The organism is Paucibacter sp. KCTC 42545 (assembly GCF_001477625.1).
In the GTDB taxonomy this organism is placed as follows: Bacteria; Pseudomonadota; Gammaproteobacteria; order Burkholderiales; family Burkholderiaceae_C; genus Paucibacter_A.
In genome coordinates this window covers 4295860-4311373 of sequence record NZ_CP013692.1, presented here as the reverse complement: position 1 = coordinate 4311373, position 15514 = coordinate 4295860, and the positions used below count along the sequence as shown (strand labels likewise).

The following is a 15514-nucleotide window of genomic DNA, read 5'->3' as shown; positions in this document are numbered from 1 at the left end:
GAGCGAAGAGCCTACTTATCCGAGGCCCGCTCGTAGGCCAGCTTTTGCATCAGCGTGAAAAAGCGGTCATAAAAGGTGCCGGCTGGAATGGTTTCCGAGGCGACCTTGACCAGCGAGTCGTCCGAGGACGACAGCGGCACCGAGATCGAACCCACCGCGCTGACGCCCAGGCTGGCCGAGTTCGGATTCTTCTTCAGCGCGTAGCGGTCTTGCTGGGCCGACACATAGGCGGTGGTGATTTGGTCACTGCGGCCGTCGGGCACGCACACCACATTGAAGGTGATTTCCACATGCACTTCACCGTCGGGCTGGAAGCGCTTGCGCCCCGTGACGCTGCCGCCCGGTGCGCTGGTGATCACATAGCCCTGGCTCAAAAGCGTGCGGCGCGCGGCTTCGCAAATCTCGTCGACAGGACCATCGAAGAGGCGCGAGAAAGTCTCATCCGACTGGAAGCGTTCGCTCTGGTAGACCGAGGCCTTGCGCGGTGTGTTGCCGCCGGTGATGCCGCAGCCCGCCAACAGGGCTGCTGCACTGGCGCACAAGGCGCACAGTGTGAGTCGGAAAATTCGATGTGATGACATCTGGGGGCTTGGCATTGGCTCTGGCATGGCTCCGGTGAGGCCCCGCAGGGGCGAGCGCGCATTATCTCGCGAGCTTGTAAATGCTTGAGAATGGCCGGCTCTGTTTCCTTCGAATCTGCCATGAAGCTCAAGCGCCCTCGTCCACTGATGCTCTCCACCTCCTTGGCCATGCTGCTGGCCTTGAGCGGCCCGCATGGCGTTAGCGCCCAGACCAAGGCACAGAGCCAGCAGCCGCTGGCGGCCCTGCCTTACACGCCCAGCCTGGACCCCGCCGCGATGGACACCCAGGCCCAGCCCTGCGAGGACTTCTATCAATACGCCTGCGGCGGCTGGATCAAGCGCAACCCGGTGCCGGATGACCAGGCCCATTGGTCGGTCTACGCCAAGATGATGGACGACAACCAGCGCTATCTGTGGGGCATTCTGGACAAGCTGGCCACCCCTGCGGCAGTCGATGAGCCGGCGCGCAGCGCCAACCAGCAAAAGCTGGGTGACTACTTCGCCGCCTGCATGGACGAAGCCGCGATCGACAAGCAAGGCCTGGCACCGCTGAAACCTTGGTTGGCACGCATTGACGCTTTGAGCAGCCGCCAGCAGTTGCCGGCCTTGCTGGCACAGCTGCAGCAGGCCAATAACAACGCGCGCTTCTTCTTTCAAATCGGCGCTGGCCAGGACTTTTCGGATTCCTCGCAGGTGATTGCCTTTGCCTTTGCCGGCGGCATCAGCCTGCCGGACCGCGACTACTACCTGAAGAACGACGCCAAATCGCGCGAGCTGCGTGCCCAGTTCGCCAGCCATGTGACCGCCATGTTTGAGCGCCTGGGTGACAGCCCGGCCCAAGCGCGTGAGGCCGCCCGTCTGGTGCTGAAAACTGAGACAAAGCTGGCGCGCGCCATGCTCAGCCGGGTCGACAAGCGTGACCCCTACAAGACCGCCAACAAGATGGACGCCCGCGGCCTGCAAGACCTGACCCCCGGCTTCGACTGGGCGGCTTATCGCCAGGCGCTGGGCGTGCAAGAAGCGCCCCAGGCCTATAACGTCACCGAGCCCAAGTTCTTCAAGGCCCTGGATGCGCAGTGGCGCGCCATGAGCCTGGCCGAGCTCAAGACCCTGCTGCGCTGGCAATTGCTGAGCAGCCAGGCGCCCAATCTTTCTACCGAGTTGGTGCAGCAAGACTTTGCTTTCTTCGGCCACAAGCTCAATGGCGTGCCCCAGCTCAAGCCGCGCTGGAAGCGCTGCGTTGAATTGGTGGATGCGCAGCTGGGCGAAGCCCTGGGCCATGAGTTCGTGAGCCGCAATTTCTCACCTGAGCTGAAGGCCAAGACCCAGCAGATGACCGATCAAATCGAGGCCGCCATGGCCCAGCACATCCAGGCGCTGGACTGGATGAGCCAAGCCACCAAGACGCGCGCGCTGGCCAAGCTGCACAGTATCGTCAACAAGGTGGGCTACCCCGAGCGCTGGCGCGACTACAGCGCGTTGCCGGTGCTGCGCCAAGACTTCAACGCCAATGTGGCCGCGGGTCATCGCTTCGAAGCGCAGCGCCAATGGGCCAAGATCGGCAAGCCGCTGGATCGTGGCGAGTGGGGCATGACGCCCACCACGGTCAATGCCTATTACGACGCGCAGATGAACGATATGAACTTCCCGGCCGGCGTGCTGCAGCCGCCGCTGTTCGACCCCAAGATGGATGATGCGCCCAACTACGGCAATACCGGCGGCACCATCGGCCATGAGCTGATTCACGGTTTTGACGACGAAGGCCGGCAGTTCGACGGGCAAGGCAATCTGAAGGATTGGTGGACCGCCAAAGATGCCCGTAGCTTTGATAAGCGCGCCGCCTGTGTGGCCAAGCAGTACGCCGGCTACACCATCGTGGACGACATCAAAATCAATAGCAAACTCACACTGGGCGAGGACCTGGCCGACCTCGGCGGCATGCTGCTGGCAATGAGCGCCTGGAAGGCCCACACCGCCAACTTGGGGCTGCAGCCGCAAGATGGGCTGACGCCGGAGCAGCGCTTCTTCGTCGGTTTCGCGCAATGGGCTTGCAGCAACGACCGGCCCGAAGCCTTGCGTGTGCAAGCGCTGACCAACCCGCATTCGCCCGGCCGCTACCGCGTCAACGGCGTGGTCGTCAATATGTCCGAGTTTGAGCAGGCCTTTTCCTGCAAGCCAGGGCAAAAAATGGTCAAACCCGAGGGCCAACGCTGCAGAATATGGTGATGCCTATCCTCAGCAGCCAGCCATCGCCTCGCGGCCGCCGCATTGGACGGCGGCGTTTGCTGAGCGTGCTGCTGGGAGCGCTGGCGGGCCCGGCCCGCGCGGCGCTTGGTAAACCGCCAGCTGGGGAAATTCTGATCGGCAGCTCGGCCGCCTTCAGTGGCCCGGCGGCCATGTTGGGCCAAGGCTTGCATGCGGGCGCCCAAGCCCTGTTCAAGCAGATCAATAGCCAAGGCGGGCTGGCGGGCGCCAAGTTGGTGATGCGGGCGCTGGACGATGCTTATGAACCCGTCCGCACCGACAAGAACACCCGCTTGCTGGTGGATGACCCCAAGGTGCTGGCCCTGTTCGGCTATGTGGGCACGCCCACCAGCAAGGCCGCCTTACCCTATGTGCGGCGCTGGCAGATCCCTTTTGTGGGTGCCTTCACCGGCGCCGCGGTCTTGTGGGAACCCAATCCCATGGTCTTCAATGTGCGCGCCGGCTACCGGGCCGAAGCCGAGGCTCTGGCGGGCGCGATGGTCACGGCCGGCATCAAGCATTTGGGCGTGCTTTACCAGGCCGATTTGTTTGGCCGCGCGGGCATGGAGGCGATGCGCAGCGCCGCCGAGGGCCAGGGGCTGGTAATTGGGCCGGTGGCTTCGGTGCAGCGCAATAGTGTCGACGTCCAGGCCGCACTGACTGTGCTGCTGGTCAAGCCGCATCCAGAAGCCATCTTCATGGTCAGCACTTATGCGAGTTGCGCCGCCTTTATTCAGGCCGCGCGTCAGCGTGGATATGTGGGGCGCTTTTACAGCTTGTCATTCGCGGGCCTGGAGCCGCTGCGCCAGGCGTTGAATCAAGATATGCGCAAAGTTACCATCGCCCAGGTGGTGCCCGACCCGGATGACGCCAGCATCGCCGTGGTGGCCGCCTACCAAAAGGCTATGCGTGAGGCGGGGCATAAGCATTTCGACTCGATCAGCCTGGAAGGCTATATCGCCGCCCGTGTGCTGGTGGAAGGGCTGCGCAATGCCAAGAAGCCCCTGAGCCGCGAGTCCTTGGCGCAGGGCCTGGAGACCCTGGGCCATCTGGATTTAGGCGGCTTTCAAGTGGCCTATCGGCCCAAGGACCATCAGGGCTCCAACTACATCGGCCTGCGTTCGGAAAAGTAGCGCATAGCGCCTCTTGGCCCGCTTGCCCGGGTTGGCTGCAATTCATGCGTGCCGCCCGGCAATTCATCTCTTGGGCAGAGCCAGCGCCGGCGCGTTTGGCTACGCTGCGGCTTCTTACTTTTCGGAGCCTGCTTTGAATCAACGGACCATGATCAACCTGGCGGTCGTCGCTGCCATGTCCTCCTTGTTCAGTCTGCCCGCCGCGGCCCAAACCGGCGCTGGCGCCAGCGCGGCCCCAGCGGGTGCCCGCCAAGTCATCACCCGCGCCGATCAGCTGCCCCGCCACACCCATACGCTGGCCAAGCTGCCCAGCGAGATGCTGGCCGCGCCGCTGCAAGAGCTTCAGCCCCTGGGTGCCAAGCTGGAGGCCGAGTTGCTGGCTGACTTGGCCGCTTTTGATATTCAAGACCCCGCCACCTTGCGCGAGTTCTACGGCGCCCTGGCCAGCCTGGCCCAGCTGCGCGGCGACTGGGCGGCCGTGCCGGGCTGGACCGCCAAGGCCCGCGCCTTGCAAGAAAAATCCGGTGGCAAGCTGACTAGCGGCGTCACCACCGATCTGCTCTCGCAGCAGCAGCTCGAAAAGCGTGACGCCGCCTGGCTGCAGGCCGAGGTGCAGCGCCGCTATGCGGCCCTGCCCTGGGCCACGGTTCAAGACAATCTCAAAAGCGCCAAGGGCAGCTTGGAGACTTACAACCCCGAGCTGATCCTGGGCGCCTTCAAAAGCCAGCTCGACCCCATGGCAGTGAATGGCAAGATGGTGTTGCCCAGCGGCATGGTGCAGGCCATCATCGGCGCCCGGGTGCAAAAGGAATTGTTGACGCCCAATAAGGCAGCGCTGGTGGCCGGCTTGCAGGCAGTGATCGATGCCAATAGCAAGGCCCAGGCCCGCGCGGATATCTGGACCCCGCGCACCTTCAGCATCGCGGCCGATGCCAAGGCCAAGCCGGTGGTGGTGGGCGTGTGGGATTCGGGCGTGGACCTGGCCTTGTTCAAGCCCGCTACCCCGCGCGGCGTGGCTTTTGACCCCGAGGGCAAGTTCACGCAGGAATTGCTGCGCTCGCTGGGGGATGCCCAGCCGCGCTGGCCACAGCTGCGCGGCATGATCAAGGGCGCCATGGATCAACGCGCCGCCCTGGACACGCCGGAGTCGCAGAAGTTCCGTGCCACCCTGGGCAGCCTGAAGGCCGATGAGGTCAAGGCCTTCAGCGAGGACATGTCTCTGGCCGGGCTCTACGTTCACGGAACCCATGTGGCCGGCATTGCGGTGGCCGGCAATCCCTTTGCTCAGGTCTATGCCGCCACCATGTTGTGGCCCGCCAAGACCGAACCTGAAAAGCCCAGCGAATCACGCTCCAAGACCACGGCCGAGGCCTATGGCCAGGTGGTGGAAGGCTTCAAAAAGGCCGGCGTGCGGGTGGTGAATATGAGCTGGCGCTACGGCCCCAGTGCTTACGAAGGCGCGCTGGCGTATCACAACCTGGGTGGCAGCCCGGAGCAGCGCAAGGTGGAGGCCTTGCGCCTGTTCAAGATCGAGCGTGATGCCTTGCGCGCGGCCATTGCGGGCGCGCCGGAGATCTTCTTCGTTGCCGGTTCGGGCAATGAAGACAATAGTGCCGACTTTGAGGAATACATCCCCGCCGGACTGGAGTTGCCCAATCTGATCACCGCCGGCGCGGTGGACCAAGCGGGTAGCGAGACCAGCTTCTCCACCTTCGGCGAAACGGTGGCGGTGCATGCCAATGGCTTCGAGGTTGATAGCCCCGTGCCCGGCGGTGATCACCTCAAGCTCAGCGGCACCAGCATGGCCAGCCCGCAGGTGGCCAATCTGGCAGCCAAGCTGATCGCACTCAAGCCAGCGCTCACGCCCGTGGAAGTGAAAGCCTTGATCCTGCAGGGTGCAGAGCGTCAGATGGCGGCAGACGGCAAGCCCGGCCGCGTTAACTTGATCAACCCGCGCAAGAGCGCCGAGTTGGCGGGCATCAAGCTCTGATCTTGTCCTTTTTTTCGGCCTGATCCTCCTCGGGCAGCGGGGTCAGGTCGAGAAAGGGCGTGTCCCGGTCAGCTGGCGGATAGGCGTCGGCCACATAGCCGGGGCCTTTCATGACCATCACGATCAGGCAGCCCACCGCCAGGGTCAGCAACAAGGTCCAGTGCATGGCCACCAGGCCATAGGCGATGTACTCGCCCATCAGCAGGCTGTGCGCATCTGCTTGCGCTGGCTCGGCCAGCCAGCGGCGCAGGCCCACGAAGAGAAGGGGCAGCAAAGTGCCCCAAAAAAACAAGGCCGGCAGGCGGCGCCAGATTTGGCGCTCCAGGCCGGCCGCCGTTTTGGGGCCATAGCCGGGCAATCGCTTGAAGGGATTCATGGCGATGTGCTCGGCGGATTGAGGCTTTAGAACTTGTCAGTACCAGGGCGCGCAGGGCCCCCTGGTTCCGCTGTGCTTAGGCCTTCTTGGCCCAGGCGCTACACCAGCCCTTGGCCGCCACTTGCTTGGCTGGGAACAACGGGCAGCCGCCAGCGGCATCCCCGGCCTTGCCTTGGTACAGCGCGCAGTTGGCGCAGCTTTGCGTGGCAGCGTGCTTGGGGTACTTCTTGGTGTCGGCCTTGGCGGTGTCGGCCACATAACCCAGGGCGACGGCTTGGGGATCTTTTTCCTCAACCTTGGCTTGGGCGCGGGCGCTGGTGGCGAGGGCAGTGGCGCCAGCCGCGGCCAGGGTCATCAGGAAAACGCGACGTGCTTGTTGACTCATGGAGAACTCCAATAAATTTGAGCCGGCCCATAGTGAACCAAACGAAGACAGGTCAAACAACGCTTCTGAGGGCCGGCGGGCTCATGGCGTGACGCTTCACTGTAGTACAGACTGGCGCGCTTGATAGCAAAGAATAGCCATGCCGCCGTCGACAATACGCCCATGCGACTGCGAACCAAAATCATTCTGCTTGCCGTGCTGCCTCTGGTGGCTTCGCTGGCCTTGCTGGCCGTGGCGGTGCGCCAGCAAGAAGGTGACTTGGCGCGGCGTGAGCATGCTTTGGTGGAGCGCGCCTATATGGAAGCGCGCCGGGCCGAGTTGCGCAATTACGTGGCGCTGGCGGTCAGCACTGTGCAGCCCCTGTACGAGCGCGGCGGTGACGAGGCGGCCAACCGCCGCGAGGCGCTCAAGCTGCTGGCCTCGCTGGACTATGGCGAGGACGGCTATTTCTTCGTTTACGACCTGCAGGGTCATGTCTTGATGCATTCGCGCCAGCCCGAGCTGCTGGGCAAGAACCTGTGGGAACTGCGCGACGCCCGGGGCCGGCCAACGATTCAGAAGCTGATTCAGCAAGCGCGTGCCGGCGGCGGCTATGTGGACTATCTCTGGCGCAAGCCCTCCAGCGGCCAGCCGGCGCCCAAGCTCGGCTATGTGGTGGCCCTGCAGCGCTGGCAGTGGATGTTGGGAACAGGGCTCTACCTGGACGGCATCGAAGCCACCATGACTCAGCTGGAGCGTGAAGCCAGCGCCAATATCGCCACCACTTTGCTGTGGATTGCCGGCATCGCGGTGTTTGGTGTCGGCCTGATCAGCGCCACCGGCATGGTGCTCAACTTCAGCGAGCATCGCCTGGCTGAAACCAAGCTGCGCCTGCTGGCCCGGCAGGTGGTGCAGTCGCAAGAGGATGAGCGTGCGCATCTGGCCCGCGAGTTGCACGACGGTGTCAGCCAGACCCTGGTGTCGACCAAGCTGATGGTGGAAGCGGCGCAAAAGAACGCGGCAGCGGCGGCTGAGCCCGCCGGCCTCTTGGACAAAGCCCTGCAGCGCCTCAACGCGGCCTTGAATGAGGTGCGGCGCATTTCCCACCGCCTGCGCCCGGCGCTGCTGGACACCCTGGGCCTGCCGGCCGCCCTGCAACGCCTGGCCGAAGAGTTTGACGAGGCCGGCCCGGCACGTGTGGGCTTGCGCATCGACGGTGAGCCGGTGGAATTGCCCGAGGTGCTCAAGACCGTGCTGTTCCGCGTCGCGCAGGAAAGCCTGACGAATATGGCCAAACATGCCCAAGCCAACCAAGTTGAGCTGGCCCTGAGCTTTGAGCCCGACGGCGGCCTGCGCATGAGCATCACCGACGATGGCCAGGGCTTTGACAGCCAAGCCATGCACCAGCATCCGGCGCGCGGCATCGGCCTGCGCAATATGCGGGAGCGCCTGGACTCGGTGGGCGGCTGCCTGCTGATCAGCGCCGCGCCGGGCCACGGCACCCAAATCGAAGCGCAACTCTCGGCCATCACCCTGGCCGGCTTGCGCAAGGTCTGAAAGAAACGCAGATGACAACAACAGACAGCAAGACGAAGCCCGACATCATTCGCATCCTCTTGGTGGATGACCACCCGATGGTGCGCGAGGGCCTGCGCTCCTTGCTCAATGGCGTGGCGCACCTGAGCGTGGTGGGCGAGGCGGGCGATACCAGCACGGCGCTGGCCCAGCTCACGGCCTGCGCCCCTACCGTGGTCTTGATGGATGTGGGCCTGAAGGCCGAGGCGCAAGACGAGAAGATCAGCAACGGCATTGCCTTGACCGAAGCCATGCTGGCCCAGCAACCGGCCCTGCGCGTGCTGATGTTCAGCATGTATGACAACCCGGAGTATGTGCAGCGCGCCCTGGCGGCTGGCGCGCGCGCCTATGTTTTGAAAGACGCGCCGGCCAGCGAGATCGTGGCGGCCATCGACGCGGTGGCGGCGGGCGGCACCTTCCTGAGCGAGGCGCTGTCCAAGCGCCTGTTCCGCAACCAGCAGCCGCGGCCCATGCTGTCACCGCGTGAAAGCGAAATCCTCTCTGCCCTGGCGCGCGGCGAGTCCAGCAAGCAGATCGCCCGCACGCTGGATCTGAGCGTGCGTACCGTCGAAACTCACCGTCAGAGCATTAAGCGTAAGCTGGGCCTGGAGGGGCAGGCGGAGTTGATCAAGTACGCGGTGGAACACGCGCGTACAGCCTAGCGAGGCGCGGCGGGGCCGAAGGCCTTGCGCAGCACACGCAATCGGTGCTGCTGAGACAAATTGCCGTGTATACAGGCCGTTAGTGCCTGAAAACATAACGCCTGAAATAATTTGTCTATAAAGTTAGTCATCGCTCTCGTCGATAGATGAAGGTGCATTTGCTGCGCGCTTAGGCTTTGGGCCGCGCCACGCAAATGCCACTCCCAACCTTGAAAGGACTGATCAAATGTTGAAACGCACATGGATGAAGTGGGCCGCTGTTGCCGCCCTGGCCCTGGGTGCCTCCTTGCCGGCCCTGGCCGCTGACACCCCCGCCACCTTGACCGGCGTCAAGGTTGTGAGCGCCGATGAGGTCAAGAAGATGCTCGACGCCGGTGTGCCGGTGATCGACACCCGTGTCGCCGCCGAATACGCCGAGAAGACCATCAAGGGCGCCAAGAGCGTGCCCTACCGTGAGAAGAGCAGCAAGGACGTCAAGTTCGACGCCAGCCTGGATCAGTTCGACCTCAGCAAGCTGCCCAGCGACAAGGCCGCGCCGCTGGTCTTCTTCTGCAATGCCGGCGAGTGCTGGAAGAGCTATAAGGCTTCCGTTGCGGCGCAAAAGGCGGGCTACACCAAGATCAACTGGTTCCGCGGCGGATTCCCGGAGTGGTCGGCCAAGGGTCTGCCTACACAGTAAGTTGAACGGCATCCTTTGAATCGAGCGGTATCCGGAGTTTGGCGATGAATTTGAACCTTTCCTTCAAGGGCCGACTGATCGCCCTGGTCAGTCTGGCGCTGATTGGAATTAGTGCCTTGGCCGCCCTGGCGGTTGGATCCAACCATGTCAACCAAGAGGCGCTGGCCGAGCTCTACGAGCGCGATATGGACTCTCTGGTGCGCCTGCAGCGCATCGAGAACGGTCTGCTCGAGGTGCGCTTTCGCGCCGCCGGCGTGCTGCTCGACCAATTGCCTATTCCGGGTTCGCTGAATCACTTGCGCGAGGCGCGCAAAGCCATTGCTGATCAGTATTCGGGTGCGCTGCCGGCGGCGCGCTTGTTGTTCACTGAGGGCGAGGCCCAAGAGGCCTTCAAGCAAGTCCAGGACAACTGGGCGCTGGTGGACAGCACGCTGGACAAGTTGGAAAAGGCCTACGTCGCCAAAGACAAGAACGTCATGACGACGGTGCTGGAGGAGGACTGGGCCGTGCTGCACAAGGGCGCCGTCAAGCCTATGCAGGCGCTGATTCCGATCACGCAGAAGATCTCGGCCGCCACTTATGAAGCCGCAACGGCGCGTTCCCGCGTTCTGCTGAGTGTGGGCGTTACGGGTGCCGTCTTGTGCCTGCTGGGCCTGAGCGTGGTGGCCTGGCTGACGGGGCGCTCTTTGTTGCGGCCGCTGCGTGAGGTGGAGCATTCGATGCGCCAGATCGCCGATGGTGACCTGACCGCGCCGCTGCCCGCCGCGCGCCACGACGAGCTGGGCAGCATGATTGCCGCCCTGGGGTCCATGCAAGAGCGCTTGTCGGTGCTGGTGGGCGAAGTGCGCCAGTCGGCCGAAAGCATCCAAGTGGCCTCCACCGAGGTGGCCATGGGTAATCAAGATCTTTCCCAGCGCACCGAGCAGGCCGCCAGCAGCCTGCAGGAAACCGCCAGCTCGATGGAAGAGCTGACCGGCACCGTGCGGCACAGCGCCGATTCGGCCCGCCAGGCCAATCAACTGGCCGGCTCGGCCGCCGAGGTGGCCTCGCGCGGCGGCAGCGTGGTGGCGCAGGTGGTGGCCACAATGCAGGACATCAACGCCAGCAGCAAACAGATTGCCGACATCATCGGCGTCATCGATGGCATCGCCTTCCAAACCAATATCCTGGCCCTCAATGCCGCCGTGGAAGCGGCGCGTGCGGGCGAGCAAGGGCGTGGTTTTGCAGTGGTGGCCAGCGAGGTGCGCAGCCTGGCCCAGCGCTCTGCCGGCGCCGCGCGTGAGATCAAGGCCTTGATCGGCGCGTCGGTGGACAAAGTGGAATCGGGTGCGCGCCTGGTGGCCGACGCCGGCTCGACCATGACCGAAATCGTCAGCTCGGTGCGCCGCGTCACCGATGTTATCGGCGAGATCACCGCCAGCGCGTCGCAGCAATCCGATGGCCTGAACCTCGTCAACACCTCGGTGGCTCAGCTCGACAAAATGACGCAGCAGAACGCCGCCTTGGTGGAGCAATCTGCCGCCGCGGCCGAGAGCCTGCGCGAGCAAGCGCAGCGCCTGGCGCAGGTGGTGCAGGCCTTCAAGCTGGAACGCTGAGCGGCGACCCAAGCGCCGGCCTGGCTCACCAGCCTGGCCGCCCGAATGTCCGCAATTTCGGGTTAATACCTAAGTACTCCCGCGCAATGTCAGCGCGCAGCCTGACGGATGCGCGTCGGGCATGAGAGTTCGACACTGAAGCACTAAGCCATCGTGAGCGCCATTGCGTCGCGGCTCACCGCTGGCACCTTCAGGAGACAAACACCATGCCCGAAATCATTCGTCGCCACCTGCCCTGGGCAGCGCTGGCCATTCTGGGGGCTTTTGCCCTCGCCACCGTGGCCCTGGGCCGAGGCGAGGCGGTCAGCGCCTTGTGGGTGGTGATTGCCGCCGTGTGCGTCTACCTGATCGCTTACCGCTACTACAGCCTGTTCCTGGCCAATACGGTTCTGGAACTGGATGCCAAGCGCATGACGCCAGCTTGGCGCCATAACGATGGCCTGGACTATGTGCCCACCCACAAGGGCGTGCTCTACGGTCACCACTTTGCAGCCATCGCGGGCGCTGGCCCCTTGGTCGGCCCGGTGCTGGCGGCGCAGATGGGTTATCTGCCCGGTCTGCTTTGGATTCTGGCCGGCGTGGTGTTTGCCGGCGCGGTGCAGGACTTCATCGTGCTGTTCATCAGCACACGGCGCGACGGCCGCTCGCTGGGCGACCTGATCAAGCAAGAGATGGGCACCGTGCCCGGCGTGATCGCGCTGTTCGGTTGCTTCATGATCATGATCATCATCCTGGCGGTGCTGGCGCTGATCGTGGTCAAGGCCTTGGCGCACTCGCCCTGGGGCACCTTCACGGTGGCCGCGACGATTCCGGTTGCCCTGTTCATGGGCATCTACAGCCGCTTCATCCGTCCCGGTCGCATTGGTGAGGTGTCCATCATCGGCTTTGTGCTCTTGATGCTGTCCATCTTCGGCGGCCAGTGGGTCAGCGAAAGCGCCACCCTGGGCCCGATGTTCACCTTTGACGGCAAGGCGCTGACCTGGATGTTGATTGGCTACGGCTTTGTCGCCGCCTCCATCCCGGTGTGGCTGCTGCTGGCACCGCGTGACTATCTGTCCACCTTCCTCAAGATCGGCACCATCATCGCCCTGGCCATCGGCATCGTCATCGTCGGCCCCGAGCTGAAGATGCCGGCCCTGACCCAGTTCGCTGGCGGCGGCGGCCCGGTGTGGTCGGGCAGCATGTTCCCCTTCTTGTTCATCACCATCGCCTGCGGCGCGGTGTCGGGCTTCCATGCGCTGATCTCTTCGGGCACCACGCCCAAGATGCTGGAGAACGAAACTCATGCTCGCTTCATCGGCTACGGCGGCATGTTGGCCGAATCCTTTGTGGCGGTGATGGCGCTGGTGGCGGCCTCCTGCATCGAGCCGGGCATCTACTTCGCCATGAACAGCCCTGCCGCGCTGGTGGGCAGCGATGTCAATGCGGTGGCGCAGACCCTGTCGACCTGGGGCTTTGTCATCACGCCCGAGATGCTGACGCAAACCGCCAAGGATGTGGGCGAAAGCACCATCCTGGCCCGCACCGGCGGCGCGCCGACCCTGGCCGTGGGCATGGCCCACATCCTGCACCAGGTGGTGGGCGGCAAGGCCATGATGGCCTTCTGGTACCACTTCGCGATTCTGTTTGAAGCGCTCTTCATCCTCACCGCCGTCGATGCCGGCACGCGCGCTGGCCGCTTCATGCTGCAAGACCTGCTGGGTACGTTTGTGCCGGCCTTGAAGAAGACCGACTCCCTGCCCGCCAACCTGATCGCCACTGCTCTGTGCGTGGCCGCCTGGGGTTACTTCCTCTACCAAGGCGTGGTGGATCCGCTGGGCGGCATCAACACCCTGTGGCCGCTGTTTGGTATCGCCAATCAGATGCTGGCTGCCGTGGCGCTGATGCTGGGCACCGTGGTGTTGTTCAAGATGAAGAAGGGCCGCTACGCCTGGACCACCATCGTGCCGGCCGCCTGGCTGCTGGCTTGCACGCTGACGGCGGGTTACTTGAAGATCTTCTCCGCCGACCCCAAGGTGGGCTTCCTGGCCCATGCCGACAAGTACGCCGGCGCACTGGCCGAAGGCAAGATGCTGGCACCCGCCAAGTCGCTGGAGTCGATGGGCCGCATCGTCTTCAACGACCGCCTGGACGCCGCCCTGTGCCTGCTGTTCATCTTCGTGGTGCTGAGCGTGCTGGTCTACGCCGTCAAGGCCGTGCTGAAGGCGCGTGCTGCGGACAAGCCCACGGCGCAAGAAGTGCCCTTCCAGCCCATGCCGGCCGGGGCCGCTAGCCTTGGCTAAGAAGCTGGTCCAGCTAGGGGCCGACCTGGGCGCCGAAATCGGCCAGGCCGGCCGCGGCCTGGCGCAGAGTCTGCGCTTGATGGTGGGACTGCCGGACTACGGCGGCTACCTCAAGCATATGCAGGCCACCCACCCGGACGGTCCGGTGATGAGCTTTGAGGAATTCTTCCGTGAACGCCAGCAAGCCCGCTACGGCGGCGGGCGCGGCAAGATGTGCTGTTGAGGGCTTGCGCGCGCCAGCCCGGACTGGCGCGATGCCGAACCCTCTTGCTGCCCGCGCCCCTGGGCTCAGAACTGGCGGCTGAGGGTCAACCAGCCACGAGTGGCGGAATGGGTCGGATCGGTCTGAGCGTCGCCGCCATGGCTGCTGCGAGCAATCGTTGCATCAAAAGACCAGGCGCCATCGCTGTAGCGCACGCCCACACCTGCGCCGGCCAGGGTGCGGTGATTGAGTGCCGGCGGCATCAGCAGTGATCCGGCCTTGGCATTCAGCTGCACCCTGCCGCCATCGGCAAACACATAGGGCGTGAAGGCCTTGATGCTGTAACGCAACTCCACTTGCACCAAGCCGCCCTGGTCGCCTATGCCTTCGCCCACCGGGTAGGCGCGCACCCCTGCTGGGCCGCCCAGGCTGAACTTTTCCGAGGAGTCGAGGTTGCGGTCGGCGATCTGCGCCGACAGCCGCGCCATCAGACTCAGCGGGCTGCTGCCTAGCGCCTGCACGCGCGCCAGATCCAGCGTGCCTTTGCTGAAGCCGCCGGCAGCCCTCACGCCGCTGAGCTGGTCTTGTTCGGCAAGTCCATCCTTCAATCGCAGCTGGCCGTGGTTGAAACTCAGCGCGCCGAAGGTGACGCCGCCGCCGCCCAAGTCGTCACTGCGATCAAATTGAAAAGCCAAGACGCCGGCGCGGCTGGATTTGCGATCGTCCAGGCCCGTAACGCCTTGCTTGTCGTGCAAGCCCTTGTACTGGAGACTGGCATTCAGGCTGATATTGGCGCGGGTCGATCGCAGCAAGGGGTAACTGACGCTTGCCGACACTGTATTGGCCGTGCCCGTGGCATCCAGGGCCGCGAATTCGCGGGCCAGTTGGTATGCGGTGTGGGCATAGCTCAGCTGGCCACGCAGGCCCGAAACGCCCAGAGGCGTGCTGTAGCTCAAGCCGCCTTGGGTCAGCCGTTCGTCGCTGCGGATCAGGTTGGCACTGAACTGGTCGCCCAGGGTCAGTGGGCTGTCAAGCTGCAGATTGGCCAGCAGACGCTGCTGGCCGGTGTAGCGGTCACCATGGTTGTCTAGGCCCAGTTGGGCTTTCCAGCTCTTATTGCGCTTCACCGTGACCAGCAGATCCCCTGTTCCCACGGCTTGGCCGGGCCGAATCAGCGGTGTCACCGTGATGCCCGGTTGGTCCGACAGGATCAGCATGGCGCGCTCAAGCCGCTGCACCTCGATGAGTGTGCCGCTTTGAAGCGGAGCGAGAAAAGCCTGCGCCTTGGGCGCCAGCTGCGGGTCGCCCTCGGTGCTGAGCTCGCCATAGCGCCCTTCTAGAACTCCGACCGAAATAGTGCCATCGCTGATGTTTTGGGGCAGCAAATACGCGCGTGAAAACGCATAGCCTGCGAGCCGGTAATGCTCGGTGACTTGCTGCGTCATTTCGCGCAGGCCGGCAAGGTCCAGCGAGCGGCCGAGATAGGGCTGCATCAGGTCTTGCAGCGCCTCGGTCGTGATGACGAGGTTGCCCACGAATTCGATGCGACTCACCCGCACCTGGGCACCGCCAGGGATGGTGGCCGCTTCGACCTGACCCTGAATCGGTATCGTGAGGGCGGGCTTGGGCGCTTGCAGCAAGGGTGCTTGATTCTGGCGCTGTATCTGCCCGGCGTCGGGTGGGGCTTGTTGGGCCAGCACCGGCAGGGCGATGCCAAGGGCCAAAACAAGGAAGGCGGGTCTCATCAGATGTGGGTGGGCTTGCATGGGCGGGCGTCGCTTTCCGTGAAGGAGACTGAATACGGGCAGCCGGCCGGATGGGGCCGGTGCCG

The 15514-nt window shown here is 64.1% G+C and carries 13 protein-coding genes; 9 read left to right on the top strand and 4 right to left on the bottom strand.

Going from position 1 to position 15514, the window contains the following annotated elements:
- Window positions 1-11: 11 nt before the first annotated feature.
- A complete protein-coding gene (locus AT984_RS18390; protein WP_058721342.1) occupies window positions 12-581 on the bottom strand; it encodes a DUF2242 domain-containing protein in 570 nt (189 codons plus the stop codon).
- Between the two features lie 120 nt (window positions 582-701).
- On the opposite strand from AT984_RS18390, the gene AT984_RS18385 reads away from it, so the two are divergent.
- From AT984_RS18385 to AT984_RS18375, 3 genes are all read left to right on the top strand, one after another.
- Window positions 702-2807 carry a M13 family metallopeptidase gene (locus AT984_RS18385; RefSeq protein WP_231741458.1) on the top strand — a complete coding sequence of 702 codons (2106 nt, stop codon included), beginning with the start codon at window positions 702-704 and terminating at the stop codon, window positions 2805-2807.
- Window positions 2807-3958 (top strand): ABC transporter substrate-binding protein, encoded by a 1152-nt coding sequence (locus AT984_RS18380; RefSeq protein ID WP_197418169.1) that lies wholly within the window; start codon window positions 2807-2809, stop codon window positions 3956-3958. Before AT984_RS18385 ends, AT984_RS18380 begins: the two co-directional genes overlap by 1 nt.
- Window positions 3959-4091: 133 nt before the next feature.
- On the top strand, window positions 4092-5948 hold the full coding sequence (locus tag AT984_RS18375) for a S8 family serine peptidase (RefSeq protein WP_156422106.1): 1857 nt from the start codon (window positions 4092-4094) through the stop codon (window positions 5946-5948).
- On the opposite strand, the gene AT984_RS18370 is transcribed toward AT984_RS18375, so the two are convergent.
- Entirely contained in the window at window positions 5938-6324 is a 387-nt protein-coding gene (locus AT984_RS18370; protein ID WP_058721339.1) for a hypothetical protein, read from the bottom strand. The genes AT984_RS18375 and AT984_RS18370 overlap by 11 nt on opposite strands.
- Before the next feature lie 76 nt (window positions 6325-6400).
- Window positions 6401-6709, bottom strand: coding sequence for a high-potential iron-sulfur protein (locus AT984_RS18365; protein ID WP_058721338.1), 309 nt, complete (start codon window positions 6707-6709; stop codon window positions 6401-6403).
- A 162-nt stretch (window positions 6710-6871) separates the two neighbouring features.
- Here AT984_RS18365 and AT984_RS18360 point away from each other — a divergent pair, with 162 nt between their 5' ends.
- The 6 genes from AT984_RS18360 (at window position 6872) to AT984_RS18335 (ending at window position 13704) form a co-directional block, all read left to right on the top strand.
- Complete coding sequence (locus AT984_RS18360) at window positions 6872-8245, top strand: cache domain-containing protein (protein WP_082680374.1); 1374 nt, start codon at window positions 6872-6874, stop codon at window positions 8243-8245.
- A gap of 11 nt (window positions 8246-8256) precedes the next feature.
- Entirely contained in the window at window positions 8257-8925 is a 669-nt protein-coding gene (locus tag AT984_RS18355) for a response regulator transcription factor (RefSeq protein WP_058721336.1), read from the top strand.
- Between the two features lie 226 nt (window positions 8926-9151).
- Window positions 9152-9604: a rhodanese-like domain-containing protein gene (locus AT984_RS18350; protein WP_058721335.1), complete on the top strand. Its 453-nt coding sequence runs from the start codon at window positions 9152-9154 to the stop codon at window positions 9602-9604.
- Between the two features lie 44 nt (window positions 9605-9648).
- Window positions 9649-11199 carry a methyl-accepting chemotaxis protein gene (locus AT984_RS23860; protein WP_058721334.1) on the top strand — a complete coding sequence of 517 codons (1551 nt, stop codon included), beginning with the start codon at window positions 9649-9651 and terminating at the stop codon, window positions 11197-11199.
- A 206-nt stretch (window positions 11200-11405) separates the two neighbouring features.
- Window positions 11406-13481, top strand: coding sequence for a carbon starvation CstA family protein (locus AT984_RS18340; RefSeq protein ID WP_058721333.1), 2076 nt, complete (start codon window positions 11406-11408; stop codon window positions 13479-13481).
- Window positions 13474-13704 (top strand): YbdD/YjiX family protein, encoded by a 231-nt coding sequence (locus tag AT984_RS18335; RefSeq protein WP_442952150.1) that lies wholly within the window; start codon window positions 13474-13476, stop codon window positions 13702-13704. The genes AT984_RS18340 and AT984_RS18335 overlap by 8 nt, the downstream gene beginning before the upstream one ends.
- Window positions 13705-13769: 65 nt before the next feature.
- Here AT984_RS18335 and AT984_RS18330 read toward each other — a convergent pair whose 3' ends face one another.
- Window positions 13770-15428 carry a ShlB/FhaC/HecB family hemolysin secretion/activation protein gene (locus AT984_RS18330; RefSeq protein ID WP_197418168.1) on the bottom strand — a complete coding sequence of 553 codons (1659 nt, stop codon included), beginning with the start codon at window positions 15426-15428 and terminating at the stop codon, window positions 13770-13772.
- Window positions 15429-15514: the final 86 nt, after the last annotated feature.